We start from the raw sequence: 24,706 nt of genomic DNA, 5'->3' as shown, positions 1-24,706 counted from the left end.
GCTCTGGTGGCATCGCAAGAGGCGGCGGGACACAAGTACGTCTATGACTTCTCCGAGGGCAACAAGGACCTGAAGGACCTGCTCGGGGGCAAGGGTGGGAACCTGGCCGAAATGACCAACCTCGGTCTGCCCGTACCACCGGGCTTCACCATCACCACCGAAGCGTGCAAGGCGTACCTCGCCACCGGCGCCGAACCGCCCGGCCTGGCCGAGCAGATCGCCGACCACCTCGCGGCGCTGGAAGCGGAGATGGGCCGCCGGCTCGGCGACCCGGACGACCCGCTGCTGGTCTCGGTCCGGTCGGGGGCCAAGTTCTCCATGCCCGGCATGATGGAGACCGTCCTGAACGTCGGGCTCAACGACCGCAGCGTGATCGGACTCGCCCGACAGGCGGGCGGCTCGGCCGACCGGGCCGGCTCCGCCGGCGCAGACCGGTTCGCCTGGGACTCCTACCGCCGGCTGATCCAGATGTTCGGCAAGACGGTCTGCGAGGTACCGGGCGAGGAGTTCGAGCACGCGCTCGACGAGGCCAAACGGGCCAAGGGTACGACCAACGACCTGGACCTGGACGCCGACGACCTGCGGGGACTGGTCGACGCGTACAAGAAGATCTTCAGCAAGCACACCGGCCGGGAGTTCCCGCAGGAGCCCCGGGAGCAGCTCGACCTGGCGATCCGGGCGGTCTTCGAGTCGTGGAACGCCGAGCGCGCGGTGCTCTACCGCCGGCAGGAGCGCATCCCGGCCGACCTGGGTACCGCGGTCAACGTGGTCGCCATGGTCTTCGGCAACCTCGGTGCGGACTCCGGTACCGGAGTGGCCTTCACCCGGGACCCGGCCAGCGGCGCGCAGGGCATCTACGGCGACTACCTGGCCAACGCCCAGGGCGAGGACGTGGTCGCCGGCATCCGCAACACCGTGCCGCTCCAGGAACTGGAGCGACTGGACAAGCGGTCGTACGACGAACTGCTCGGCATCATGGCGCGGTTGGAGGAGCACTACCGCGACCTGTGCGACATCGAGTTCACCATCGAGCGCGGCAAGCTCTGGATGCTCCAGACCCGGGTCGGCAAGCGGACGGCGGCAGCCGCCTTCGTCATCGCCGGTCAGCTCGTCGACGAGGGCCTGATCGACCTGGACGAGGCGCTGCACCGGGTCAGTGGCGCGCAACTCGCCCAGCTGATGTTCCCCCGGTTCCAGCTCGACCACGACTTCGAGCCGGTGGCGAAGGGCATCGGGGCCTCGCCCGGTGCCGCATCCGGCAAGGTGGTCTTCACCTCCGCCCGGGCCGTCGAGCTGGCCGCAGCGGGCGAGCCGGTGATCCTGGTCCGCCGGGAGACCAACCCGGACGACCTCAACGGCATGATCGCGGCGCGCGGCATCCTGACCTCGCGGGGCGGCAAGACCAGCCACGCCGCGGTGGTGGCCCGGGGCATGGGCAAGACCTGCGTGTCGGGCGCCGACGAGATCGACGTGAACGTCCCGCAGAAGCGGTTCACCGTCGGCGGGCACACGGTCAACGAGGGGGACATGGTCTCCATCGACGGCACCACCGGGAAGGTCTACCTGGGTGAGGTGCCGGTCTCGCCGTCCGAGGTGGTGCAGTACTTCGAGGGCAGCCTGGATCCGGAGCAGACCGACGACGCGCTGGTCCGGGCGGTACACCGGATCATGACGCACGCCGACACCCGGCGGCGGCTGCTGGTCCGGACGAACGCCGACACCGGCGCGGACGCGGCCCGGGCCCGGCGGTTCGGGGCCGAGGGCATCGGCCTCTGCCGCACCGAGCACATGTTCCTCGGTGACCGGCGGGAGCTGGTGGAGCGGCTGATCCTGGCCCGCACCGACGACGAACGGGAGTCGGCACTGGCCGCCCTGCTGCCGTTGCAGCGGGCCGACTTCATCGAGATCTTCCAGGAGATGGACGGGCTGCCGGTCACCGTCCGGCTGATCGACCCGCCGCTGCACGAGTTCCTGCCGCCGCTGGAGCAGTTGGCGGTCAACGTCGCGGTCGCCCAGGAGCGGGGCGAGGACGTGGCCCAGGAGGAGGCGCTGCTCGACGCGGTACGCCGGATGCACGAGCAGAATCCGATGCTCGGGCTGCGCGGGGTACGCCTCGGCCTGGTCATCCCCGGCCTGTTCGCGATGCAGGTCCGGGCCATCGTGGAGGCGGCGGTCGACTGCGCCCGACGCGGCGTGGTGGCCAAGCCGGAGATCATGGTTCCGCTGGTCGGCGCGGTCCAGGAGCTGGAGACGGTACGCGCCGAAGCCGAGAAGATCATTGCTGAGGTGGTCGGCGACAGCGGGGTCGAGGTGCTGATCGGCACCATGATCGAGGTACCCCGGGCGGCGCTGACCGCCGGCCAGATCGCCGAGGCCGCCCAGTTCTTCTCGTTCGGCACCAACGACCTCACCCAGATGGGCTGGGGATTCTCCCGGGACGACGTGGAGGGCTCCTTCTTCTGGCGGTACCTCGAGCTGGGCATCTTCGGTATCTCGCCGTTCGAGTCGATCGACCGGGAGGGGGTGGGCCGGCTGGTCCGGATCGCCGCCGAGGAGGGCCGGGCGGCGCGGCCGGAGCTGAAGCTCGGGGTGTGCGGTGAGCACGGTGGCGACCCCGAGTCGGTGCACTTCTTCCACGCCGTCGGCCTGGACTACGTCTCCTGCTCCCCGTTCCGGGTGCCGGTGGCGCGGCTGGAGGCCGGCCGGGCGGCGGTGGAGACGACCGGCTCGGACAGCCGCTGACCGGTGTTCCGGTGCCTGGTACCGGCTCGGCTGTCCGGGCCGGTACCGCCGGGTCAGATGGGCGGTCGGCGCCAGGTCGTCGCCGCCGGGCGGCGGGACTGGACGGGCAGGGTGGCCATCGGGGTCCGGGTGGCCAGCGGAGCCGCCGGATCGGCCCGGCGCAGCGGCCGGTCGTGGTGGTCGTCGGACCAGCGTGCGTCGAACACCGCACCGGTCCGCTCGGCCACCGCGTACGCCTCGGTGCGGAGTGCGTCGAGGTTCGTCGTCGCTGGAGTCAGCAACGTCAGCAGCGCGTACCGGCCGGCCGGATAGGTGACCACGCAACCGGCGGCGGCCCGCACCACGTACTCCCGCATGGGTCCCTGCCGCAGCGTCTCCGCGAACCGGTGCCCGAGGCCGGCGCTGGCCGCCGCGAGGGCGGCCACGTGCGCTGCCTCGGTGGTCGGCAGGTCACTGGCGACCAGCAGCCCGTCCCGGCTGGCCAGCAGGACGCCGGTCAGCTCTGGGCGGCGCTGACGCAACCGGTGCAGTTCGAGGGTGATGACCGCGTCCGCATCCACGAGGGCTCTCCTTAGCCGTGCCGCGCAGGGGCTTTGCCGGCGGTGGAGTCAGCCCGGTGCCGGCATGTCACGTTCCGCTTCCGGCACGCTACCCCGGGCCATCGGGTGGCGCGAGCCCGTGGCCATCGGCGATCGGTCAGCAACTCTCGACTGATCGGTGGTTGCGTGTCATGTTGCATAGCGGGAGCGCTCGGTCGCAGCCAGTTTCCCGGGATCGCCGGCCCGGCGGCTCCGATCACCCGGGCGTAACCTGAGCTTCGCCGAACACCGATGTCTCGACGCACTGGAGGGTCCGCTGATGAGCAGCGTCTGGGAGAACCTGACCATCGACTCCCGGGATCCCGCGCGGCTGGCCCGGTGGTGGGCCGAGGCCCTCGACTACCAGATCGTCAACGAGCGTCCGGACGAGGTGGAGATCCGGCAGTCCGGCGACCGGCTGCCCGGCCTGGTCTTCGTACCCGACCGGGAGGCCAAGCAGACCAAGAACCGGCTCCACATCGACCTCCGCCCAATCGACCAGGAGGCGGAGGTGGAACGCCTGGTGAACATGGGCGCCCGGCACGTCGACGTCGGTCAGGGCGAGGTCGAGTGGACGGTGCTCGCCGACCCGGAGGGCAACGAGTTCTGCGTCCTGCGGCAGCGCGGCTGAGTCGGGTGGCCGGTTGAGCAGCGAGGACGACGACCCGGTCGGCGGGTACGACGGGGATGACAGCCATGACGCGCAGCGCCGGGTGCCGGAGCCGCCGAAGGACACCGGCTCCGGCCGTACCCCGTACCAGCGGGACCGGGCCCGGGTGCTGCACTCGGCCGCCTTCCGCCGGCTTGCCGCCAAGACCCAGGTGCACACCGCCGGCACCGACGACTTCCTGCGTACCCGGCTCACCCACTCCCTGGAGGTGGCCCAGATCGCCCGGGAGATGGGCGCCCGGCTCGGCTGCGACCCCGACCTGGTGGACACCGCCGGGCTGGCGCACGACCTCGGACACCCGCCCTTCGGGCACAACGGTGAGGCGACCCTCGACGGGCTGGCCCAGCCGTGCGGCGGGTTCGAGGGCAACGCGCAGACGCTGCGCGTACTGACCCGACTGGAGGCCAAGGTGCTCGGGCCGGACGGCGCGTCCGCCGGGTTGAACCTCACCCGGGCCGCGCTCGACGCCACCGCCAAGTACCCCTGGCCGCGCCGGCCCGGGCAGCGCAAGTTCGGCACGTACCTGGACGACCGGCCGGTCTTCGACTGGGTGCGCCGGACCGCACCGGCGGACCGGCGCTGCCTGGAGGCGCAGGTCATGGACTGGGCCGACGACGTGGCGTACTCGGTGCACGACGTGGAGGACGGTATCCACGGCGGGTACCTCAGCCTCCGGCCGCTGCGCGACGATCCGGACGAGCGGGCGGCGCTCTGCGCCGACGTGGCGGCCGTGTACTCCACCGAATCCGCCGACGACCTCGGCGTCCTCCTGCTCGACCTGCTCGCCGACCCGGTGCTGGCGCCACTGGCCGGATATGACGGCAGTCACCGCGCCCAGGCGGCACTCAAGTCGAGCAGCAGTGTCCTCACCGGACGGTTCGTCGGGTCGGCGGTCACCGCCACCCGGGCCCGGTACGGTCCCGGCCCGTTGCGGCGATACGCCGCCGACCTGCTGGTACCCCGGCCGGTGCGGGCGCAGTGCGCCCTGCTCAAGGGCATCGCGTTGCGGTACGTCATGCGCCGGCCCGGGTCCGCCGAGCGGTACGCCCGGCAGCACGAGATCCTCACCGGGCTGGTGCACGCCCTGGTGGCGGGGGCGCCGGAGGTGCTCGATCCGGTCTTCGCGCCGCTGTGGCGGGCCGCCCCGGACGACCCCGCCCGGCTGCGGGTGGTGATCGACCAGGTGGCCTCCCTGACCGACCCGGCGGCCGTCGCGTGGTACACCCGACTGACCGGCCGGCCACCCGGCGCAGAACTTAGGCTATCCTAACCAGGTGGCGAGCGAGAAGAGAGTGACCCGGGCGCGGGTCCTGCGCACCGGACGGCCCACCCCGCACCTGGTGCGCCTGGTGCTGGGCGGCGATGGCCTGGCCGGCTTCCCGGCCGGGGCGTACACCGACCACTACATCAAGTTCGTCTTCCCCCCGGCCGGGGTCGAGTACCCCGATCCGGTCGACCTCGGCACCATCCGGCGCGAGTTTCCGCGTGAGCAGTGGCCCCGGCTGCGGGCGTACACCGTGCGGGCCTGGGACGCCGACGCGGGCGAGTTGACCGTGGACGTGGTGCACCACGGCGACGAGGGGCTCGCCGGCCCGTGGGCCGCGGCCCTGCGTCCGGGTGACCCGGTGCTCTTTACCGGCCCGGGTGGGGCGTACGCGCCGAGCCCGGAGGCCGACTGGCACCTGCTGGTCGGCGACGAGAGCGCGCTGCCGGCCATCGGCGCGTCGCTGGCCCGGGTACCGGCCGGCGTGCCGGCCCGGGTATTCGTCGAGGTCTCCGGCCCGGCCGAGGAGCAGGAACTCGCCACCGAGGCGGCGGCGGAGATCGTCTGGCTGCACCGGGGGGAGCGCCCGGTCGGCGCCGCGCTCGTCGCCGCCGTCCGCGCACTGGACTTCCCGGCCGGTGACGTGCACGCCTTCGTCCACGGCGAGGCCGGCTTCGTCAAGGAACTGCGGCACCTGCTGCGAATCGAGCGGGGAGTACCGCGCGAGCGGCTCTCCATCTCCGGTTACTGGCGGTACGGCGTGGACGACGAGGGTTGGCGCTCGGTCAAGGCCGAGTGGAACCGTCAGGTGGAGGCGGAGGAGGAAGCGGCCACCGTCAAGGCCTGAAGCTGCCAGCTCCCTTGAACCCTTAGATAGCTGTCGATAAAGTAACGCCGTTATCGCATTGTCGACAGTTAATCCGGCCATTCCGCGCGGAGGGGCCGTGGACAAGGGGGTCTGGATGGTCGAGAACAGCCCGGGCATCGGTCGGCGGACACTGTTCCGGGGCGCCGCCGCAGGCGCGGTGACGGTCGGCGGCGGGCTGGTCTCGGCCGCCCCCGCACACGCCTCCGGCTTCTACAACCCGTTCCGCGCCTACGCGATCTCCTCCGGCTGGCAGGACCACCTCAACCGGGGCTCGCTCGGCGGCATCGACTACCCGATGTCGGTCAGCACCGGCCTGCCGGCCTGCGGCAGCGGGACCATCCAGAACATCCCGTACAACGGCACCGGCGGGCACACCGTCACCATCTACCACCCGAACGGCTACCGGACCCAGTACATGCACCTGTCCTCGTTCCGGTTCGCCAACGGCACCTCGGTCGCCTCCAGCACCGTCGTCGGCTACTCCGGAGGCGCTGCCGGGTCGGACGGCTCCGGCTCGTCCACCGGCCCGCACGTGCACTGGCACATGATCAACCCGTCCGGCGTCCGGATCGATCCGCTGGTCTACCTCGCCGGACTCGGCAGCGGACTGCCCAAGACCACCACCGAGTCCGACGGGGTACCCGGCCCGATCATGTGGATGCGGGCGCAGAACTGGCTGCGCATCGAGCAGGGCTACAGCGGCCCGATCGACGGCTACCCGGGCGTCAACACGTACGCCGCCCTCCAGCGGGAGATGCGCGAGTACGGCTACACCGGCCCGATCGACGGCGTACCCGGTAGGTACACCTGGATGGCGGTGCAGCGGCTGGCCGCGCAGTGGGGCTACACCGGCCCGATCGACGGCGTGATGGGTCCCAACTCCTGGCGCGGCTTCGCGAGGTTCCTCAACCAGGACCGCTGGGACTGACCGAGCCGCTGGCCGGCCGGTTCCGTCGGTCGGCTAATTCGCTGGCCGGCCGGTTCCGTCGGTCGGCTAATTCGCTGGCCGGCCGGTTCCATCAGTTGGCTGGTTCGCTGGCCGGCCGGCCAGCGGAGCATCAGGTGCTGGGGCGGTGCGGCCCGGCGGGAGGATGTCCCCGACCGGCTGCAACGGGGCGCGCCGGCCCAGCACCACTCCCACCTGACGGGCCGAGCGGGCCACCCGCCGCCGTACCACCGTCAGGTGCGCCGCCACGGACACGGCGAGCAACCCGGCGCCCACCAGCGCGCCGACCCAGCCCGGCCGGGACGCCGCCACGGCCAACGCGGCGGCGCTCGCCACCACGGCGCTGTTGATCAGGCCGACGGTGCCGGGCAGGCCCACCGCGTCCCGGAACCAGTGCCGGCGGAACGGTTCCGGGGCGAACGGCCCCGGATCGTCCAGCGTCGGCATCAGCATGAACGGTGCCAGATCCGGGGCGCGGCGGGTCAGGTAGGTCCGCAACGCGGTGGCGGCCACCGCATACCGCCGGCCCCGGTCGTTCAGCTCCACGAGCCGGGCGAACACGGCCACCCCGAGCAGCAGTACCAGCACGCCCAGCCCTACCACCGTGGCCAGGCGTACCCGCTCGCCCGGGCCGCTGGCGGTGATCAGCGCGGCCGACACGGCGGTCACGGCCGACGCCACGGCGAGGAAGAAGTTGAACCGTGCCACCGACTGGTCATGGATCGTCCGGCTCGCCTCGCGGACGTGTTCGTACTCCGCCAGTGCGACGGTGAGCGCAACATCCGGTTCATCGGCCACGGTCGTCCCTCCCCGGTCTGCGGCGACCGACGAGGTCCCCGGTCTGCACCGGCCCACGAGCCTAGCCAAGATCCGCAACCGGGCGCCCGTCCACGATCCGCAGGTGTTAACAGGGGGGCCTTCCTCTACCGAAAACGTTAATAGGGGGCCCTTCCTTACTGCTCGGGTGGGCAGGGCAGGATGTACGCCGGAGGGGGTGGCGCAATGGCTGGGCGGATCCGGGACGAGGACATCACACTGGTCCGGGAGCGCACCTCGATCGCGGAGATCATCTCCGAGACGGTGACCCTGAAGTCGGCCGGTGGCGGCAACCTCAAGGGGCTCTGCCCGTTCCACGACGAGAAGACCCCCTCGTTCACCGTGGCGCCCGCCCGAAATGTCTACTTTTGCCACGGGTGTGGGCAGGGTGGGGACGCGATCAAGTTCCTGATGGACGCCGAGCACCTGACCTTCGTCGAATCGGTGGAGCGGCTCGCCGACCGGGCCGGCATCCAGTTGCGCTACATCGAGACCGATTCCGCTGCCCCCCGGACCCGGCCGCAGCAGGGCCAGAAGCAGCGGCTGGTGGCCGCGCACGCCGCCGCCGTGGAGTTCTACACCGGCCAGCTCGCCGCCCCCGGCGCCCGCCCGGCCCGGGAGTTCCTCGCCCAGCGGGGCTTCGACCGGGCCGCCGCCGAACGCTACGGCTGCGGGTTCGCCCCGGACGCCTGGGACCTGCTCACCAAGCACCTGCGGCAGCGCGGGTTCACCGGCCAGGAACTGGTCACCGCCGGGCTGGCCCGGGAGTCGCGCAACGGCACCCTGATCGACCGGTTCCGGCGCCGGCTGCTCTGGCCGATCCGGGACCTCACCGGCGACGTGATCGGCTTCGGGGCCCGCAAGCTCTTCGACGACGACGACGGTCCGAAGTACCTGAACACCCCCGAGACCCCGATCTACAAGAAGTCGCACGTCCTCTACGGCCTCGACCAGGCCAAGCGGGAGATCGCCAAGCAGGGCCGGGCGGTCATCGTCGAGGGGTACACCGACGTGATGGCCTGCCACCTGGCCGGCGTGCCGACCGCCGTGGCGACCTGTGGCACCGCGTTCGGCGCCGACCACATCGGCGTACTGCGCCGGCTGCTGCTGGACACCGACCAGGTGGCTGGCGAGATCATCTTCACCTTCGACGGGGACGCGGCCGGGCAGAAGGCGGCGCTGCGGGCCTTCGAGGAGGACCAGCGCTTCGTCGGGCGTACCTTCATCGCGGTCAGCCCGGACAACATGGATCCGTGCGAGCTGCGGTTGGCCAAGGGCGACCTGGCGGTCCGCGACCTGGTCGCCCGCCGGGAGCCGCTGGTCGACTTCGCGCTGCGGCAGGTGATCAGCCGGTTCGACCTGGACACGGTCGACGGCCGGGTGGAGGCCATGCGCCGGGCCGCCCCGTTGGTCGCCAGGATCAAGGACCGGGAGAAGCGTCCCGAGTACGTCCGCAAGCTCGCCGGTGACCTGGGCATGGAGATCGAGCCGGTGCAGCGGGCGGTGCTCGCCGCCGGCAACCCCTCGGGCCAGGCGGCGGCCCCGGCCCGGCCGACCCGGGCCGCATCCGCGGTGGACAACCCGCAGTCCATGGTGGAGCGGGAGGCGCTGAAGCTCGCCCTCCAGGTGCCGGTGCTGGCCGGTCCGATGTTCGACGCGATCTCCGCCGAGGAGTACCGGCATCCGGTGCACATCGCGGTCCGGGACGCGGTGGCGGAGGCCGGTGGGGCGGCGGCGGCGACCGGCGGCGCGGTCTGGATCGAGTCGGTCCGGGACGCCTGCGCCGACCTCGCCGCCCGGGCGCTCGTCGGTGAACTGGCCGTCGAGCCGCTGCGGCTGGACGGCGAGCCCGATCCACGGTACGTCTCCATCACGCTGGCCCGGCTGCAGTGGGGCTCGGTCACCGGCCGGATCCAGGACCTCAAGTCCCGGATCCAGCGGGTCAACCCGGTGGCCAACAAGGACGAGTACTTCGCGCTCTTCGGGGAACTGCTCTCCCTGGAACAGCATGCCCGGGCGCTGCGCGAGCAGGCTGCGGGAGGGCTGTGACCATGGGACTGTTCAACCGGCGGAAGCTCCCGGCGGCGAACCGGCCGCCGCTGGACCGCGACGAGCGGGTGCTCGCCTGGGCCCGGGTCGCCGACGGTGACGGTGTCGTCGTGGTCACCAACGCCGGACTGTGGCTGCCGGGGCGAGATCACCGGCTGGGCTGGCACGACCTGCACAAGGCGGTCTGGTCGGGGCGGGAACTCTCGATCACCCCGGCCGAGCGGGTCGCCGAGCGGGACGGTTACCTGGTGGCGGCCGACTGTCCGGTGGAGACCTACCTGCTGCTCGATCCGGGTCAGGTGCCGCACCAGGTGCGTACCCGGTTGACCCGGTCGGTGGCGTACACCGAGCACCACGCGGTGCCCGGTGGGGGAGTGCGGGTGGTCGCCCGGCGGGTGGCCGGCGTCGACGGGTTGACCTGGACGGTCCGGTACGACCCGGGCACCGCCACCGACGAGCCTGCGGTGGTGGCCGCCACCGAGGCCCTGGTGTCCGCCGCCCGCGCCGCCACCGCGCCGGCAGCGGACACCCTCTGACCCTCGCCCGGTCAGCCGCCCCGGTAGTAGCGGGCGGCACCGGGATGACCCTCAATGGGTAGGGGGCCGGCGTGACGGCGCTTGGGGCGGGCAGGCCCGGTCATTACGCACCGTTGCCGCAGGCGCCTGCCGTGCCGGCCCCACTGGCCGCGCTTTGCTCTGCTTCAGTATCGGAAACACCCTCCTGAACTGCGGTTACGCGTACCGGCTCGGTTGACGGTGGCTGGCAGTCTGGTAGCGGTGAGTGACTGTTTCCGGGATTGAAGCAGAGCAAAGGGTACCCGCTGGTGGCGGCCTGCCGTTCCCGCTGCCGGGCCGGGCCGTCTAGGGTCGGCGGGTGACCACTGCGCAGCCACTCATCCGCGCCCGGGGATTGGTCAAGCGGTTCGGCGACTTCACCGCGGTCGACGGCATCGATGTCGAGGTGCACCCGGGGGAGGCGTTCGGGTTCCTCGGGCCCAACGGTGCCGGCAAGTCCTCCACCATGCGGATGATCGGGTGTGTCTCCCCACCGACCGCCGGGGAGCTCCGCATCCTCGGGATGGACCCGCGCCGGGACGGGCCAGCGATCCGGGCCCGCCTCGGGGTCTGCCCCCAGCTCGACAACCTCGATCCCGAACTGACCGTGCGGGAGAATTTGACCACCTATGCGCGCTACTTCGGCATCCCGCGCCGGGTCGCCGCCCAGCGGGCCGCCGAGCTGCTCGACTTCGTCCAGCTCACCGAGCGGGCCGGCAGTAAGGTCGAGCCGCTCTCCGGCGGGATGAAGCGCCGATTGACCATCGCCCGCGCCCTGGTCAACTCCCCGGACATCGTGCTGCTCGACGAGCCGACCACCGGACTGGACCCGCAGGCCCGCCACCTGGTCTGGGAACGGCTGTTCCGGCTCAAGCGGCAGGGCGTGACCCTGGTGCTCACCACGCACTACATGGACGAGGCGGAGCAGCTCTGCGACCGCCTCGTGGTGATGGACGGCGGCCGGATCGTCGCCGAGGGGTCGCCCCGGGAGCTGATCGACCGGTACTCCACCCGCGAGGTGGTCGAGCTGCGCTTCGTCGTCGACTCGCAGCAGGACGTCGCCGGCAAGCTCGACGGGATCGGTGAACGGGTCGAGGTGCTGCCGGACCGGATCCTGCTCTACGTCGCCGACGGGGACGCGGCGGTGGCCCAGGTGCACAGCCGGGCTCTCGCCCCGGCCAGCGTGCTGGTCCGGCGCAGCGGCCTGGAGGACGTGTTCCTGCACCTCACCGGCCGGACCCTGGTGGACTGATGGACGTCGTGGACGGGGCGCGGCGGCGTCCGGCCGGTCTGGCGCCGGCGTTGGCGGTACTGGAGTACCACCTGATCGGGTACCGCCGGGTCTGGCGGGGCAGCGTGCTGTCGTCGTTCCTGCTGCCGCTGCTTACCGTGGTCGGCTTCGGGTTGGGTGTCGGCGCGTACGTCGACGGTGGCGTGGACGGGGTGCCCTACCTCGACTACCTGGTACCGGGCCTGATCGCCTCCACCGCCCTCCAGGTGGCGGTGGCCGAGTCGACCTGGCCGGTGCTGGGCAACTTCGAGTGGGTCCGGATCTACGGCGGGCAGGCCGCCGCGCCGCTGCGGGTGGCCGACATCCTCGGCGGTCACCTGGCGTACGTGCTGGTCCGGGTGCTGATCAGCAGCGTGGTCTTCCTTGCCGTCGCGGCGGTCGGCGGTATCCTGCACTCGCTCTGGGCGCTGGCCACGCTGCCGCTGATGCTGCTGCTCGGGCTGGCGGTCGCGGCACCGGTCTTCGCCTTCGCCGCGTCGATCTCCAGTGACAACTACCTGGCGCTGCTGATGCGCCTCGGGGTGATACCGATGACCCTCTTCGCCGGGGTGTTCTTCCCGGTGGAGTCGCTGCCGATGGCGCTGCGCCTGCTGGCGTACCTCTCGCCGCTGTGGCATGCGGTCGACCTGTCCCGGGCCGCCGCGCTCGGTGCCGCCCCGGCCTGGTCCCTCCCCGGCCACCTGCTCTATCTCACCGCCTGGGCGCTGGTCGGCTGCTGGCTGGCCCACGCCCGGTTCCGCCGTCGGCTCGTCTTCTAGGAGGGACCGTGGTTGGCGCAGTCCTGCCCCGGCTGGTCGGCCTGACCGCCGTGGCCCGCCGTTCGGCCTCGGTGACCGAACGCAACATCGCCACGCTGCGGTCGTCGTACTGGGTGGTGCTGATCTCCGGCTTCCTGGAGCCGGTGCTCTATCTGCTCTCCATCGGCGTCGGGGTCGGCGCGCTGATCGGTGACCTGACGCTGCCCGGCGGCGGGACGGTGTCGTACGCCGCTTTCGTGGCCCCGGCGATGCTGGCGGCGTCGGCGATGTCCGGTGCGCTGGCGGAGACGACCTTCAACTTCTTCTCCAAGATGAAGTTCATGAAGCTGTACGACGGGGTGCTGGCCACCCCGGTGCAGCCGTTCGAGATCGCCCTCGGTGAGCTGGGCTGGGCGATGGCCCGGGGGGTGCTCTACTCGGCCGCCTTCCTCGGGGTGATGGTGGCGATGGCCCTGACCACGCCCGCGCGGGCGCTCGCCGCCTTCCCGGCGGCCGTGCTGATCGGGTTCGCCTTCGGCGCCCTGGGCATGGCGGCAGCCACCTACATGCGTAGCTGGCAGGATTTCGACCTGGTGGGCTTCGCCCAGTTCACCCTCTTCCTCTTCTCCGGCACCTTCGTGCCGGCCGAGGCGTACCCGGCGGTACTGCGCTGGCTGGTCGAGGTGACCCCGCTGTACCGGGCGGTGGACCTGACCAGGGGGATCACCACCGGCACCGGTGACTGGTCGCTGCTGCTCGACGTGCTCTACCTGCTCGCCGTGACGGCGTTCGGGCTGGTCGTCGCCGGTCGGCGGATGGGGCGGCTGCTGTGCCGCTGACCCCGGGCTGGTTACCGGTGCGCCAGCCCGGGGCATAGGGGACGGGTACCCGATCTGCGAGGAGCGCCGCCGATGGCCACCGAACAGCCCGCCGACCACCGGAGGAACGACGACCGGGGCTTCGACCGTGACCCCGACCGGGGGGAACGTCCGCCGGGTCCGGACGCGGGTCCGGTCAGCCCGACCGACCTGTCCGGGGCGTCCTGGCAGGCGGCGTTGCGGCGGACGGTCCGGGAGTTCCGGGAGGACAGCCTGACCGATTGGGCCGCCGCGCTCACCTACTACGGGGTGCTCTCCATCTTCCCCGGTCTGCTGGTGCTGGTCTCCCTGCTCGGCCTGCTCGGCCCGCAGGCCACCGAGGGGGTGAAGGGGACCATCAACGATGTCGTACCGCAGGAGAACATCCGGCAGATCATCGAGGGGGCGATCGCCCAGGCGCAGCAGAGCGGCGGCACCGCCGGGCTGGTCGCGATCCTCGGTCTGCTCGCGGCTTTCTGGTCGTCGTCCGGGTACATCGCCGCGTTCATGCGCGCCTCGAACAGCATCTACGACGTGCCGGAGGGACGGCCGATCTGGAAGACCCTGCCGATCCGGATCGGGGTGACCGCCGTGATCGGCGTGCTGCTGCTGGCCAGTGCGGTGATCGTGGTCTTCACCGGTCGACTCGCCGAGGAGGTCGGTGGCGCCATCGGCATCGGCTCCACGGCGGTGACGGTCTGGGAGTACGTCAAGTGGCCGGTCCTGCTGCTGCTGGTCAGCCTGATGTTCGCCATCCTCTACTGGGCCTCGCCGAACGCCCGGCACGGCGGATTCCGCTGGGTCAGCCCCGGTGGCGTGGTCGCGGTACTGATCTGGCTGGTGGTCTCCGGGCTGTTCGCCCTCTACGTCAGCTTCTTCGGCTCGTACAACAAGACGTACGGCGCGCTGGCCGGCGTGATCATCTTTCTGGTCTGGCTCTGGTTGAGCAACATCGCGATCCTGCTCGGTGCCGAGCTGGACGCCGAGCTGGAGCGGGGCCGGGCCATCTCCGCCGGGCACCCCGCCGACGAGGAGCCCTACGTCCCGTTGCGTGACGACCGCAAACTACGCAAACAGCACGGTCGCGACGCGAGGTAGTCAGCCGATCCTTCGGCTCAAACACATCTTTTGCTAGTTCTGACAAAAGTTGGCGCTGAATCGGCCGAAGCTCTAGACACGTGGTACGTAAGCCTCCTACTGTGTCGGACACAACACACCGATGTTTCGCCGGTGTGTCAGGAGTCCGAAGCGGAGGTGAGGTTCCGGTGCGTACGGCCGAACCACTGCACCTGCGGTTGCTGCGTCTGCTGCGCGACCACGGTGCGGTGTCCCGAGCCGAGCTCGCCGACCGGCTGGAGATCCCCCGGCCGCGTCTGCTGGCCGAGCTGGACCGCCTGGTCGGCCTCGGCTACGTGGCCGAGGCCGGGCTGGCCGCCTCCCGGGGCGGCCGCCGCTCCACGCTCGTCGAGCTGAACCCCGAGCTGCGGTTCGCCGCGGTCGACCTGGGCGCCAGCTCGATCGACGTCGAGGTGGTCAACGGCCGCCTCGAACCGGTAGCCGCCTACGCCGAGGCCGCCGACATCCGGTCCGGCCCCAAGGTGATCCTGCACCGGGTCAACGAGCTGCTGCACAAGGCCCGGGCCGACGGCGCGTACGAGCGGCTGGCCGCGGTCGGGATCGGCGTGCCGGGGCCGGTCAGCTTCCGGGACGGGGTGCCGGTCTCCCCGCCGATCATGCCCGGGTGGGATCGCTTCCCGGTACGCGAGCTGCTCACCCGCGAGCACGGCTGCCCCGCGGTGGTCGACAACGACGTCAACATCATGGCGATCGGTGAGCGGCACGGCGGGGTGTCCCACTCGGTGGACGACTTCCTCTTCGTCAAGATCGGCACCGGGATCGGCTGCGGCATCCACCTCGCCGGTGAGGTCTACCGGGGTACCGACGGCTGCGCCGGGGACATCGGCCACATCCAGGTGGACGGGCACGGGCCGGTCTGCTCGTGCGGCAACGTCGGCTGCCTGGAGGCCCGGTTCAGCGGTGCCGCCCTGGCCCGGGACGCCCTGGCCGCCGCCCGCAGCGGCGCCTCGCCGGCGCTGGCCGAGCGGCTCGCGGCCCGGGGCGACCTCTCCGCCCGCGACGTCGCCGAGGGTGCCGTCGAGGGGGACATCACCTGCATCCGGTTGATCCGCGACGGCGGCCGTCGGGTCGGTGAGGTCCTCGCCGGGCTGGTCAGCTTCGTCAACCCGTCGATGATCGTGATCGGCGGCGGGCTGGCCCAGCTCGGCCACGTCCTGCTCGCCGAGATCCGCAGCGTCGTCTACCGCCGCTCCCTGCCGCTGGCCACCGGCAACCTTCCGGTGGTCCTCTCCGAGCTGGGACCGCGGGCCGGCGTCGCCGGTGCCGCCGTACTCGCCAGCGACGTGGCCTTCGGGGAGGCGTCATGACCACCGATGCAACGACCGGATCCGGTACCGGCGAGGTCGTGCTCCGGCTGACCGACGTGGTGAAGACCTTCCCCGGGGTACGGGCCCTGGACGGTGTGCAACTGGAGGTCCGGGCCGGCGAGGTGCACTGCCTGCTCGGCCAGAACGGCGCCGGCAAGTCCACCCTGATCAAGGTGCTCTCCGGCGCCCACCGCCCGGACTCGGGGCAGGTCGAATGGCTCGGCTCGCCGGTCGCCTTCGCCAACCCGCAGGCCGCGATGCGCGCCGGCATCGCCACCATCTACCAGGAACTCGACCTGGTCGAGGACCTGTCGGTGGCGGAGAACGCCTTCCTCGGGCACGAACCCCGCCGGCTCGGCTTCGTCCGGCGTGGCCAGATCGCCCGGCGTGCCCGGGACATCCTGGGCCGGCTCGGTCACCCGGAGATCCCGCCGGGCCGCATGGTGCGGGCGCTGCCCGCCGCCGGCAAGCAGATCGTCAGCATGGCGCGCGCACTCTCCCACGACGCCCGCCTGATCATCATGGACGAGCCGAGCGCGGTGCTGGCCCACGACGAGGTCGGCAACCTGTTCCGGATCATCCGGGAGTTGACCGCGCAGGGCATCGCGGTCATCTACATCTCGCACCGGATGGAGGAGATCCGCGAGATCGGTGACCGGGTCACCGTCCTCAAGGACGGCCGGACCACCGCCGCCAACCTGCCGGCCCGCACCACCCCCACCCGGGACCTGGTCAGCCGGATGACCGGCCGGTCCATCGAGTACGTCTTCCCGGACCGCCCCGCCGCCCCGGCCGAGTCGACCGAACTGCTCCGGGTGGACGGGCTGAGCCGGGACGGCGAGTTCGCCGACGTCTCGCTCACCGTCCGGGCCGGGGAGATCGTCGGCATCGCCGGGCTGGTCGGCTCCGGCCGGTCCGAACTGCTGGAGACGATCTTCGGTGCCCGGCGGGCACACCGGGGCACGGTCCGGCTCCCCGGGCGCACCCTGCGCCCCGGCAGCGTCGGCGCCGCCGTCCGGGCCGGCCTGGGCATGGCCCCGGAGGAACGCAAGAGCCAGGCCCTGCTGCTCGGCGAACCGATCTACCGCAACGTCACGCTCGCCACCTTCAGCCGGTACGCCCGGTTCGGCTTCACCCGCACCGGCCGGGAACTGGCCGAGGCGGACCGGATCGCCGAGACCCTGGAACTGCGCCCCCGGGACGTCCGCCGGCCGGTGCGCACCCTCTCCGGCGGCAACCAGCAGAAGGTGGTGGTCGGTCGCTGGTTGCTCGGCGACACCCGGCTGCTGCTGCTCGACGAACCGACCCGGGGTGTCGACGTGGGCGCCCGGGCAGAGCTGTACCAGGTGATCCGGGCGCTGGCCGCCCGGGGTGTCGGGGTGCTGCTGGTCTCCAGCGAGGTCCCCGAGGTGCTCGGCCTGGCCGACCGGGTCCTGGTGATGCGGGAGGGCCACGTGGTCCGCGCGGCGCCGGCCGGCGAGCTTGACGAAGACACCGTGCTCGACCTCGTCATGGCGGGGTCCCTCATGGAAGGAGCGCCCGCTTGACATCTTCCCGAGCTGAAGCAGGGGGATTCAACCCTCGCGGGTTGAGCTTTCTGCTTCACCGACCGCAGCCGATCCGGAATACCGGCGAGGGACGGTGTACCGCCCATCGGTCTTACACAGTCTCCACAGACGTCACTTTCCGCCAGCCCGGCGGTAGGCCCGACCGGCTTGGTTGTCACCGGCCAGGCACACGGAGATTAGCACACCTGTTCAGTCGCGCGCCGCAGGCACCTGACGCCTGTTCGCCTTGGCGGCGAACTGGCTTTCCCTGTCCTGCTCCGCAGGCGATCCGTTTCCTCCCCGCCTGAAGGCGGGGGTATCCACGGAAGGTATCTGATGAGCGCGACCGACGCACCCGCGTGGCCCCCAGACACTTGTGAAGGACGGTACGCATGAGTGCGACCCCCACTGCGGACGCGCCGCGCCCGACAACGGACCTGCCGACCCCGGCACCGCCGGCCGAACCGACCGGGCACGGGGCGGCTGCCCACGGCCCCACCCGGCCCGGCCGCCTCTCCTGGTGGCGGGGGGACGCCGGGGAGGGGGCCCGGCGCAACCTCGGGCTGATCGGCGTGCTGGTGGTGCTGATCCTGATCGGCATGGCCACCCGCCCCGACCTCTACGGAGACTCCCGCTGGGTCTGGGAGAACGTCCTGACCATCCTCAAGCTGGCCTCCGTGGTCGGCGTGGTCACCGTCGGGATGACCTTCGTGATCATCGGCGGTGGCATCGACCTCTCGGTCGGCGCGATCGTCGCCCTGGCCGGGGTCTGGTGCACCACCCTGGCCACCCAGAGCTTCGGTGCCGGCGGCATGATCTTCACCGCCCTGGCGGTCGGGATCGGGGTCGGCCTGGTCAACGGGGTGCTCATCTCGTACGGCCGGCTGGTGCCCTTCATCGCCACCCTGGCGATGATGGTCGCGGCCCGGGGCCTGGCCGCGGAGATCTCCGACAAGCAGACCCAGGTCTCCAACAGCACCACCATCAACGACATCGCCGCCGCCAAGCTGCTCGGCATCCCGCTGCTGGTCTACATCCTCGCCATCGTGGTCGCCGCCGGCTGGGTACTGCTCAACCGGACCACCTTCGGCCGGCGTACCGTCGCGGTCGGCGGCAACCCCGAGGCGGCCCGGCTCGCCGGGATCAACGTCAAACGGCACACCGTCCTGCTCTACGCCCTCTCCGGGCTCTGCTGCGGCATCGCCGCGATCATGCTCACCGCCCAGGCCACCTCGGCCCAGGCGGCGATGGCCAACCTCTACGAACTCGACGCGATCGCCGCCGCGATCATCGGCGGCACGCTGCTCAGCGGCGGCCGGGGCACCATCATCGGCTCGCTGCTCGGCGTGATCATCTTCTCCACCATCACCAACCTCTTCGCCATCAACGGCCTCTCCACCGAGGCGCAGAACATGGTCAAGGGCGGGATCATCGTGGCCGCCGTCCTGATCCAGCAGTTCCAGTTCGGCACCCTCACCCGGTTCCTCGGCCGTAACCGGCCCACCGCCAAGGCCTGAGCACCGCAACTCCCCAGGCGACGTCGGCTCCTGCGACGTCCGCCCGGCCCCGTGCACCCTCCTCCACCCCTCACCACCCCCGATACCAGGAGGTCGTCATGACCCAGCACAGTCGCGACCTGTCGCGCCGTCGGTTGCTGTTCGGCACCGCCGCGCTCGGCGCCGGTGCTCTGCTCACCGCCTGCACCAGCAACGAGGCCAATCCCACCCAGGCGCAGACCAAGGCCGCCGACCCCGCCGGCAGTGCCGCCACCCCCGGCAAGCGGGTCACCATCGGTTTCTCCGCCCCCGCCGCCGACCACGGCTGGATCGCCGCGATCACCAACAACGCCAAGGCGCAGGCCGGGGCGTACTCCGACGTGGAGTTCAAGTCGGTCGAGGCCGGCGCCGACGCGGCGGCCCAGCGCGCGGCGCTGTCCACGCTGATCTCCCAGAAGCCCGACGTCATCGTGCTGCTGCCGCACGACGGCAAGGAGCTGAACGCCTTCGGCCTGGAGGCCATGCAGGCCGGCATCCCGGTGGTCAACCTGGACCGGGCGTTCCCGGACGCGCGGGCGTACCGGCTCCAGATCAAGGGCGACAACTACGGCATGGGCGTCTCCGCGGCGACGTACATGATCGAGCAGTTCAAGGCCAAGGGCGTGAGCAGCCCGATCATCGGGGAGATCCCCGGTATCGACTCGCTGGAGCTGACCCAGGAACGCTCCAAGGGCTTCGCCGACACGCTCGCCGCCGCCGGGTTCAAGGTCGCCAACCGGCGTCCCGCCGAGTTCACCGCCGACTCCGGCCAGCAGGCCGCCGCGCAGCTCCTCCAGGCGCTGCCGAAGATCGACGCGATCTGGAACCACGACGACGACCAGGGCATCGGCGTCCTCGCGGCGGTCAACCAGGCCAACCGCAAGGAGTTCTTCATGGTCGGCGGGGCTGGCTCCAAGAAGGCGATGGAGGACATCCAGGCGGACAACACGGTGCTCAAGGCCACCGTGACCTACAGCCCGTCGATGGCCTCGTCGGCGATCTCGCTGGCCCGGCTGATCGGGCAGGGCCGGGGCATGTCCGATCTGGTGGAGCTCCAGGTACCGAAGGAGATCGTCCTGGCCTCGGAGACCATCACCAAGGAGAACGCGAGCAACTACCTCAAGCTCGGGTTCTGATACACGGGGGGAGACCCACCTTGTCCACTGTAGATAGCGAGCTGCGGATCGGGATGGTCGGCTACGCGTTCATGGGCGCCGCGCACTCACAGGCGTGGCGGACCGTGAACCGTGTCTACGACCTACCGGTACGGGCCCGGATGGCACGGATCTGCGGCCGGGACGCCGGGAAGGTGGCCGAGGCCGCCGACCGGCTCGGCTGGGACTCGTACACCACCGACTGGCGGGAACTGGTCAACGCGGACGACATCGACGTGGTCGACATCTGCACACCGGGCGACAGCCACGCCGAGATCGCCATCGCGGCGCTCGCCGCCGGCAAGCACGTGCTGTGCGAGAAGCCCCTGGCGAACAACGTCGGCGAGGCCCGGGAGATGGTCGCCGCAGCGGCCCGCGCCCAGGCGACGGGGGTACGGTCCATGTGCGGGTTCAACTACCGCCGGGTACCGGCCGTCACCATGATGCGCGACCTGGTCGCCGCCGGCCGGCTCGGGGTGATCCGGCACGTCCGGGCGGTCTACCTCCAGGACTGGATCGTGGACCCGCAGTTCCCGCTGGTCTGGCGGTTGCAGAAGGACAGGGCGGGTTCCGGAGCGCTCGGTGACATCGGTGCGCACATCATCGACCTCACCCAGTTCGTCTCCGGGCAGCGGATCACCGGGGTCAGCGCGGTGACCGAGACCTTCGTCAAGGAACGCCCGCTGCCGGCCGACTCCGCCGGCCTGGCCGCCACCGTCGACGGCACCGCCGACGGGCCGCACGCCACCGGGCAGGTGACGGTGGACGACGCGGCGGTCTTCGTGGCCCGGCTCGACGGCGGCGCCCTGGCGACGTACGAGGCGAGCCGGTTCGCCACCGGGCGCAAGAACGCCCTGCGGGTCGAGATCAACGGGTCCCTCGGCTCGCTGGTCTTCGACCTGGAGCGGCTCAACGAACTGGAGTTCTACGACGCCACCCGGCCCGGCCCCGAGCAGGGGTTCAGCCGGATCCTGGTCACCGAGGGCGACCACCCGTACATGTCCGCCTGGTGGCCGCCGGGGCACATCATCGGCTACGAGCACTCCTTCACCCACGAGATGCGCGACTTCCTCACGGCGGTCGCCACCGGCGCCGACCCGACCCCGTCCTTCGCCGACGCGTTGCAGGTCCAGCTCGTGCTGGACGCGGTGGAACGCTCGGCGGAACACAGCTCGTCGTGGACCGGCGTGGAGCCCGCGCTGGCCCCGGTCGCCGCCTGACCAAACCGGGACACCGGCTCCACCGGTACATCCACCTCCCGTTCCGCTGCGGTACCCGGCACCTGCGGGTACCGCCCGACAAGCTCCCCGATCGACCGGCGAGGGTCCGGCTGCGGTTGCGCCCCGTGGCCGGAACGAGGTCGACCGGTGGGTGTGTGCCACCGACCGGTGGCGCACGAGCCGGTGCCACCGGCCGTCCGGGGTGACCGGACCGGGATTCCCCGGTCGCACCGACGGTCGGCGGTACCGGCCGGCCCAGCCCAGGAAGGGCAGCGGGGGAGGCAGGGTCGAGACGCCGACCGACCCTGCCTACCAGCCCCGCCCGCCCGTACCGGTCCGGATCCGACCAGCGCCGATGCCGCCGACATCGTCGTTGGTCGGGTGAACTCCCGGGCCGGTCGGGTGGGCGAGGTGCCCTTCCGGTCGCCTCGCGTGAAGGAGCAGTTATGCGTACGGGTGTCTGGCTGGTGGGGGCACGGGGCTCCGTGGCGACCACCAGCGTGATCGGGGCGCTGGCCCTGCGAGCCGGTCTGGCCGAGCCGACCGGCTGCGTGACCGAGCTGCCGGAACTGCGCGGGCCCGCCCTGCCGGCCGTCGACGACCTCGTCTTCGGCGGGCACGACATCGTCGGTACCGCGCTGACCAAGCGGGCCGAGGAACTGGCCGACGCCGGGGTGGTCCCCGCCCATTTGGTGGCCGCACTCGCCGACGGGCTGGGCGCGGTGGAGGAGGAGATCCGGCCCGCACCGACCGGTGACCGGCAGCACCGGCAGGCCGAGGCGGTCGCCGCCGACCTGACCCGGTTCGCCGACCGGCACCGGTTGGACCGGGTGGTGGTGATGAACGTGGCGGCCACCGAACCCGCCCCACCGGACCACCCCGCACACGCCGACCTGACCGCGCTACGGACCGCGCTGACCGGCGACGATCCGGTCCTGCCGCCCAGCTCGCTGTACGCGTACGCGGCGTTCACCGCCGGTTGCCCCTACGTGGACTTCACCCCGTCGACCGGGGCCCGGCTGCCGGCTCTGGTCGGGTTGGCCGCCGAGCGCGGCCTGCCGTACGCCGGGCACGACGGCAAGACCGGGGAGACCCTGGTCAAGTCGGTGCTCGCGCCGATGTTCGCGATGCGGCACCTGCGGGTGCGCTCCTGGTCCGGGCTGAACCTGCTCGGCGGCGGCGACGGTGCGAACCTGGCCGAGCCGGCGGCGAACGCCGCGAAGACCGCCAGCAAGCAGCGGGTGCTCGGGGAGACGCTGGGCTACCTGCCCCAGGGGCACACCCGGATCGAGTACGTCGAGGAGATCGGCGACTTCAAGACCGCCTGGGATCTGATCAACTTCTCCGGTTTCCTCGGTACCCGGATGCGGATGGAGTTCACCTGGCACGGCTGCGACTCGGCGCTGGCCGCCCCGCTCGTGCTCGACCTGGCCCGGCTCACCGCCGCCGCGCACGCCGCCGGCCGGTCCGGACCGCTCGCCGAGCTGGCCTTCTTCTTCAAGGATCCGCTCGGCGGAACACCGGGCTCGCTGGGCGAGCAGTGGAGCGTGCTGCGGGACTTCGTCGCCGGGCTGCACGTCGCCGCCGGGTCGCCCACCGACGACGGAACGGGAGCAGGCGATGGCCTCTCTGACTGACCTGGCCGAACTGGTCCGGGCGCCGGCCGCGCTCTCCGTACCCGGGGACGTGCTGGCCGGCGCGGCGGCGGCCGGCACCCTGGACCGCCGGACGCCTGCCCTGGCCGGGGCGTCGGTGCTGCTCTACTGGGCCGGTATGGCCGCCAACGACTGGGCGGACCGGAAGCTGGACGCCACCGAGCGACCGGAGCGGCCGATCCCCAGCGGGCGGGTCAGCCCGGCCGCCGCGTTCGGGCTGGCCGCCGGGCTCACCACGGCCGGGCTGGCCCTGGCCGGGTACGCCGGTGGCCGTCGGGCGCTCGCCGTGGCCGGCCCGCTGGCCGCCACGATCTGGGGGTACGACCTCACGGCGAAGAACACCGCCGCCGGGCCGGTGGTGATGGCCGCCTGCCGGGGGCTGGACGTGCTGCTCGGGGCGAGCGGCGGCCGTCGGCGGCGGGCGTTGCCGGCGGCGCTGACGGTTGCCGCGCACACCGTGACGGTGACCGCGCTGTCCCGCCGCGAGGTCACCGGGGCCCGGCCCGCCCTGCCGGCCGCCACGCTGGCCGGCACCGCCCTGGTCGCGGCCGGTGCGGTCGCGGCCCGCCCGGGTCGGTTCGCCGGATCCGTCGGGGGTACCCGGAGCGCACCGGCCCGCGTCGCCGCCGCGCTGCCCGCCGCCCTGGCCATCTGGTACGCCATCCGCTACGGCGCGGCCCAGGTCCGGGTGCTCACGGACCCGGCCGCACCCCGGGTCCGGGCGGCGGTCGGTGCCGGGATCACCGGACTGCCGGTACTCCAGGGGGCGCTGACCGCCGCGGCCGGTGCCGGACCGCTCGGGCTGGCGGTGGCGGCCGTCACCCCGCTGGGCCGTCTGCTCGCCCGGAAGATCACTCCGACATGACCGGCCCGGCGGTGGCCGCGGAGCAGCTGCGGTTCGGTTACGGCACCAACGGGTTCGCCAACCACCGGTTGACCGACGCGCTCGCGGTCCTGGCCGACCTCGGCTACCAGGGGGTCGCGCTCACCCTCGACCACGACCACCTCGACCCGTTCGCCCCCGGGCTCGCCGCCCGGGTGGCCGGGGTGGCCCGTCGCGTGGCCGCCCTCGGGCTGGCTGTGGTGATCGAGACCGGCGCCCGGTACCTGCTCGACCCGTGGCACAAGCACGCACCGACGTTGCTGCACGACGACCCGTCCCGGCGGGTCGACTTCCTGCGCCGGGCGGTGGCGATCGGCGCGGACCTGGGCGCCGAGGCGGTCTCCTGCTGGGCCGGGGTACGCCCGGCGACCGTCGACCCGGTGGTGGCCTGGGACCGGTTGGTCGCCGGCTGCGCCGAGGTGGTCGCGGCGGCCGACGCGGCCGGTGTGCCGCTCGGGTTCGAGCCGGAGCCCGGCATGCTCGTCGAGGACATCGCCGGCTGGCGCCGGCTGCACGCGGCGCTCGGTGCCCCGCCGGCCCTCGGCATCACCCTGGACATCGGGCACTGCCGGTGCCTGGAGCCGCAGCCGGTGCCCGCCTGCGTGGCCTCGGTGGCCGGGCACCTGGTCAACGTGCAGATCGACGACATGCGCCGGGGCGTGCACGAGCACCTGGAGTTCGGCCAGGGCGAGATCGACTTCCCGCCGGTGCTGCGGGCTCTCGCCGACGCCGGCTACCGGGGGCTGGTCGCCGTCGAACTGCCCCGGCACTCGCACGCCGCTCCGGCGGTGGCCGCCCGGTCGCTCCGCTTCCTGCGCGCCGCCGCCGGGGCGGCCGGTGCGGGGACCGGACCACCTGGTTAGCCGGAGTGGAGCCGCTGGCACCGCAGAAGGAGG

At 72.1% G+C, this 24,706-nt stretch carries 21 protein-coding genes; 19 read left to right on the top strand and 2 right to left on the bottom strand.

All coding sequences use genetic code 11. The features are described from left to right. The first annotated feature begins 6 nt into the window (after positions 1-6). Positions 7-2,742: a pyruvate, phosphate dikinase gene (gene ppdK, locus V6U90_RS01800; protein ID WP_334430753.1), complete on the top strand. Its 2,736-nt coding sequence runs from the start codon at positions 7-9 to the stop codon at positions 2,740-2,742. 53 nt (positions 2,743-2,795) lie between these two features. Here ppdK and V6U90_RS01795 read toward each other — a convergent pair whose 3' ends face one another. After that, positions 2,796-3,302, bottom strand: coding sequence for a roadblock/LC7 domain-containing protein (locus V6U90_RS01795; RefSeq protein WP_334430752.1), 507 nt, complete (start codon positions 3,300-3,302; stop codon positions 2,796-2,798). 298 nt (positions 3,303-3,600) lie between these two features. Here V6U90_RS01795 and V6U90_RS01790 point away from each other — a divergent pair, with 298 nt between their 5' ends. The 4 genes from V6U90_RS01790 (at position 3,601) to V6U90_RS01775 (ending at position 7,050) form a co-directional block, all read left to right on the top strand. Further along, positions 3,601-3,951: a VOC family protein gene (locus V6U90_RS01790; RefSeq protein WP_334430751.1), complete on the top strand. Its 351-nt coding sequence runs from the start codon at positions 3,601-3,603 to the stop codon at positions 3,949-3,951. A gap of 13 nt (positions 3,952-3,964) precedes the next feature. Then, positions 3,965-5,260 carry a deoxyguanosinetriphosphate triphosphohydrolase gene (locus V6U90_RS01785; RefSeq protein WP_334430750.1) on the top strand — a complete coding sequence of 432 codons (1,296 nt, stop codon included), beginning with the start codon at positions 3,965-3,967 and terminating at the stop codon, positions 5,258-5,260. A gap of 4 nt (positions 5,261-5,264) precedes the next feature. Further along, entirely contained in the window at positions 5,265-6,101 is an 837-nt protein-coding gene (locus V6U90_RS01780; protein WP_334430749.1) for a siderophore-interacting protein, read from the top strand. 97 nt (positions 6,102-6,198) lie between these two features. Beyond that, the gene (locus tag V6U90_RS01775) at positions 6,199-7,050 is read left to right on the top strand and encodes a M23 family metallopeptidase (RefSeq protein ID WP_334430748.1); all 852 of its coding nucleotides are present in this window, start codon (positions 6,199-6,201) and stop codon (positions 7,048-7,050) included. A 66-nt stretch (positions 7,051-7,116) separates the two neighbouring features. On the opposite strand, the gene V6U90_RS01770 is transcribed toward V6U90_RS01775, so the two are convergent. Continuing rightward, positions 7,117-7,866, bottom strand: a complete 750-nt coding sequence (locus V6U90_RS01770) for a hypothetical protein (RefSeq protein ID WP_334430747.1) — start codon at positions 7,864-7,866, stop codon at positions 7,117-7,119. 180 nt (positions 7,867-8,046) lie between these two features. On the opposite strand from V6U90_RS01770, the gene dnaG reads away from it, so the two are divergent. From dnaG to V6U90_RS01700, 14 genes are all read left to right on the top strand, one after another. Then, the gene (gene dnaG / locus V6U90_RS01765; protein ID WP_334430746.1) at positions 8,047-9,933 is read left to right on the top strand and encodes a DNA primase; all 1,887 of its coding nucleotides are present in this window, start codon (positions 8,047-8,049) and stop codon (positions 9,931-9,933) included. A 2-nt stretch (positions 9,934-9,935) separates the two neighbouring features. Continuing rightward, a complete protein-coding gene (locus tag V6U90_RS01760) occupies positions 9,936-10,469 on the top strand; it encodes a hypothetical protein (RefSeq protein WP_334430867.1) in 534 nt (177 codons plus the stop codon). Positions 10,470-10,806: 337 nt separating this feature from the next. Next, positions 10,807-11,739: an ABC transporter ATP-binding protein gene (locus V6U90_RS01755; protein WP_334430745.1), complete on the top strand. Its 933-nt coding sequence runs from the start codon at positions 10,807-10,809 to the stop codon at positions 11,737-11,739. After that, entirely contained in the window at positions 11,739-12,536 is a 798-nt protein-coding gene (locus tag V6U90_RS01750) for an ABC transporter permease (protein WP_334430744.1), read from the top strand. The genes V6U90_RS01755 and V6U90_RS01750 overlap by 1 nt, the downstream gene beginning before the upstream one ends. Before the next feature lie 8 nt (positions 12,537-12,544). Continuing rightward, entirely contained in the window at positions 12,545-13,354 is an 810-nt protein-coding gene (locus tag V6U90_RS01745; RefSeq protein ID WP_334430743.1) for an ABC transporter permease, read from the top strand. A gap of 72 nt (positions 13,355-13,426) precedes the next feature. Then, the gene (locus V6U90_RS01740) at positions 13,427-14,470 is read left to right on the top strand and encodes a YihY/virulence factor BrkB family protein (protein ID WP_334430742.1); all 1,044 of its coding nucleotides are present in this window, start codon (positions 13,427-13,429) and stop codon (positions 14,468-14,470) included. A 167-nt stretch (positions 14,471-14,637) separates the two neighbouring features. Further along, complete coding sequence (locus V6U90_RS01735; protein ID WP_334430741.1) at positions 14,638-15,816, top strand: ROK family protein; 1,179 nt, start codon at positions 14,638-14,640, stop codon at positions 15,814-15,816. After that, a complete protein-coding gene (locus V6U90_RS01730; RefSeq protein ID WP_334430740.1) occupies positions 15,813-17,363 on the top strand; it encodes a sugar ABC transporter ATP-binding protein in 1,551 nt (516 codons plus the stop codon). Before V6U90_RS01735 ends, V6U90_RS01730 begins: the two co-directional genes overlap by 4 nt. 392 nt (positions 17,364-17,755) lie before the next feature. Next, positions 17,756-18,880, top strand: coding sequence for an ABC transporter permease (locus V6U90_RS01725; RefSeq protein ID WP_334430739.1), 1,125 nt, complete (start codon positions 17,756-17,758; stop codon positions 18,878-18,880). A 98-nt stretch (positions 18,881-18,978) separates the two neighbouring features. Beyond that, a complete protein-coding gene (locus tag V6U90_RS01720) occupies positions 18,979-20,034 on the top strand; it encodes a substrate-binding domain-containing protein (protein ID WP_334430738.1) in 1,056 nt (351 codons plus the stop codon). A 20-nt stretch (positions 20,035-20,054) separates the two neighbouring features. Next, entirely contained in the window at positions 20,055-21,272 is a 1,218-nt protein-coding gene (locus V6U90_RS01715; RefSeq protein WP_334430737.1) for a Gfo/Idh/MocA family protein, read from the top strand. A 446-nt stretch (positions 21,273-21,718) separates the two neighbouring features. Then, entirely contained in the window at positions 21,719-22,909 is a 1,191-nt protein-coding gene (locus V6U90_RS01710; protein ID WP_334430736.1) for an inositol-3-phosphate synthase, read from the top strand. Continuing rightward, the gene (locus V6U90_RS01705) at positions 22,893-23,792 is read left to right on the top strand and encodes an SCO3242 family prenyltransferase (protein WP_334430735.1); all 900 of its coding nucleotides are present in this window, start codon (positions 22,893-22,895) and stop codon (positions 23,790-23,792) included. Before V6U90_RS01710 ends, V6U90_RS01705 begins: the two co-directional genes overlap by 17 nt. After that, entirely contained in the window at positions 23,789-24,673 is an 885-nt protein-coding gene (locus V6U90_RS01700) for a sugar phosphate isomerase/epimerase family protein (RefSeq protein WP_334430734.1), read from the top strand. The genes V6U90_RS01705 and V6U90_RS01700 overlap by 4 nt, the downstream gene beginning before the upstream one ends. The last annotated feature ends 33 nt before the right edge of the window (positions 24,674-24,706 follow it).

The sequence above is a fragment of the Micromonospora sp. CPCC 206060 genome (assembly GCF_036906895.1).
In the GTDB taxonomy this organism is placed as follows: domain Bacteria; phylum Actinomycetota; class Actinomycetes; order Mycobacteriales; family Micromonosporaceae; genus Micromonospora.
The sequence above is the reverse complement of the archived record's forward strand: the minus strand, read 5'-3'. Positions and strand labels throughout refer to the sequence as shown.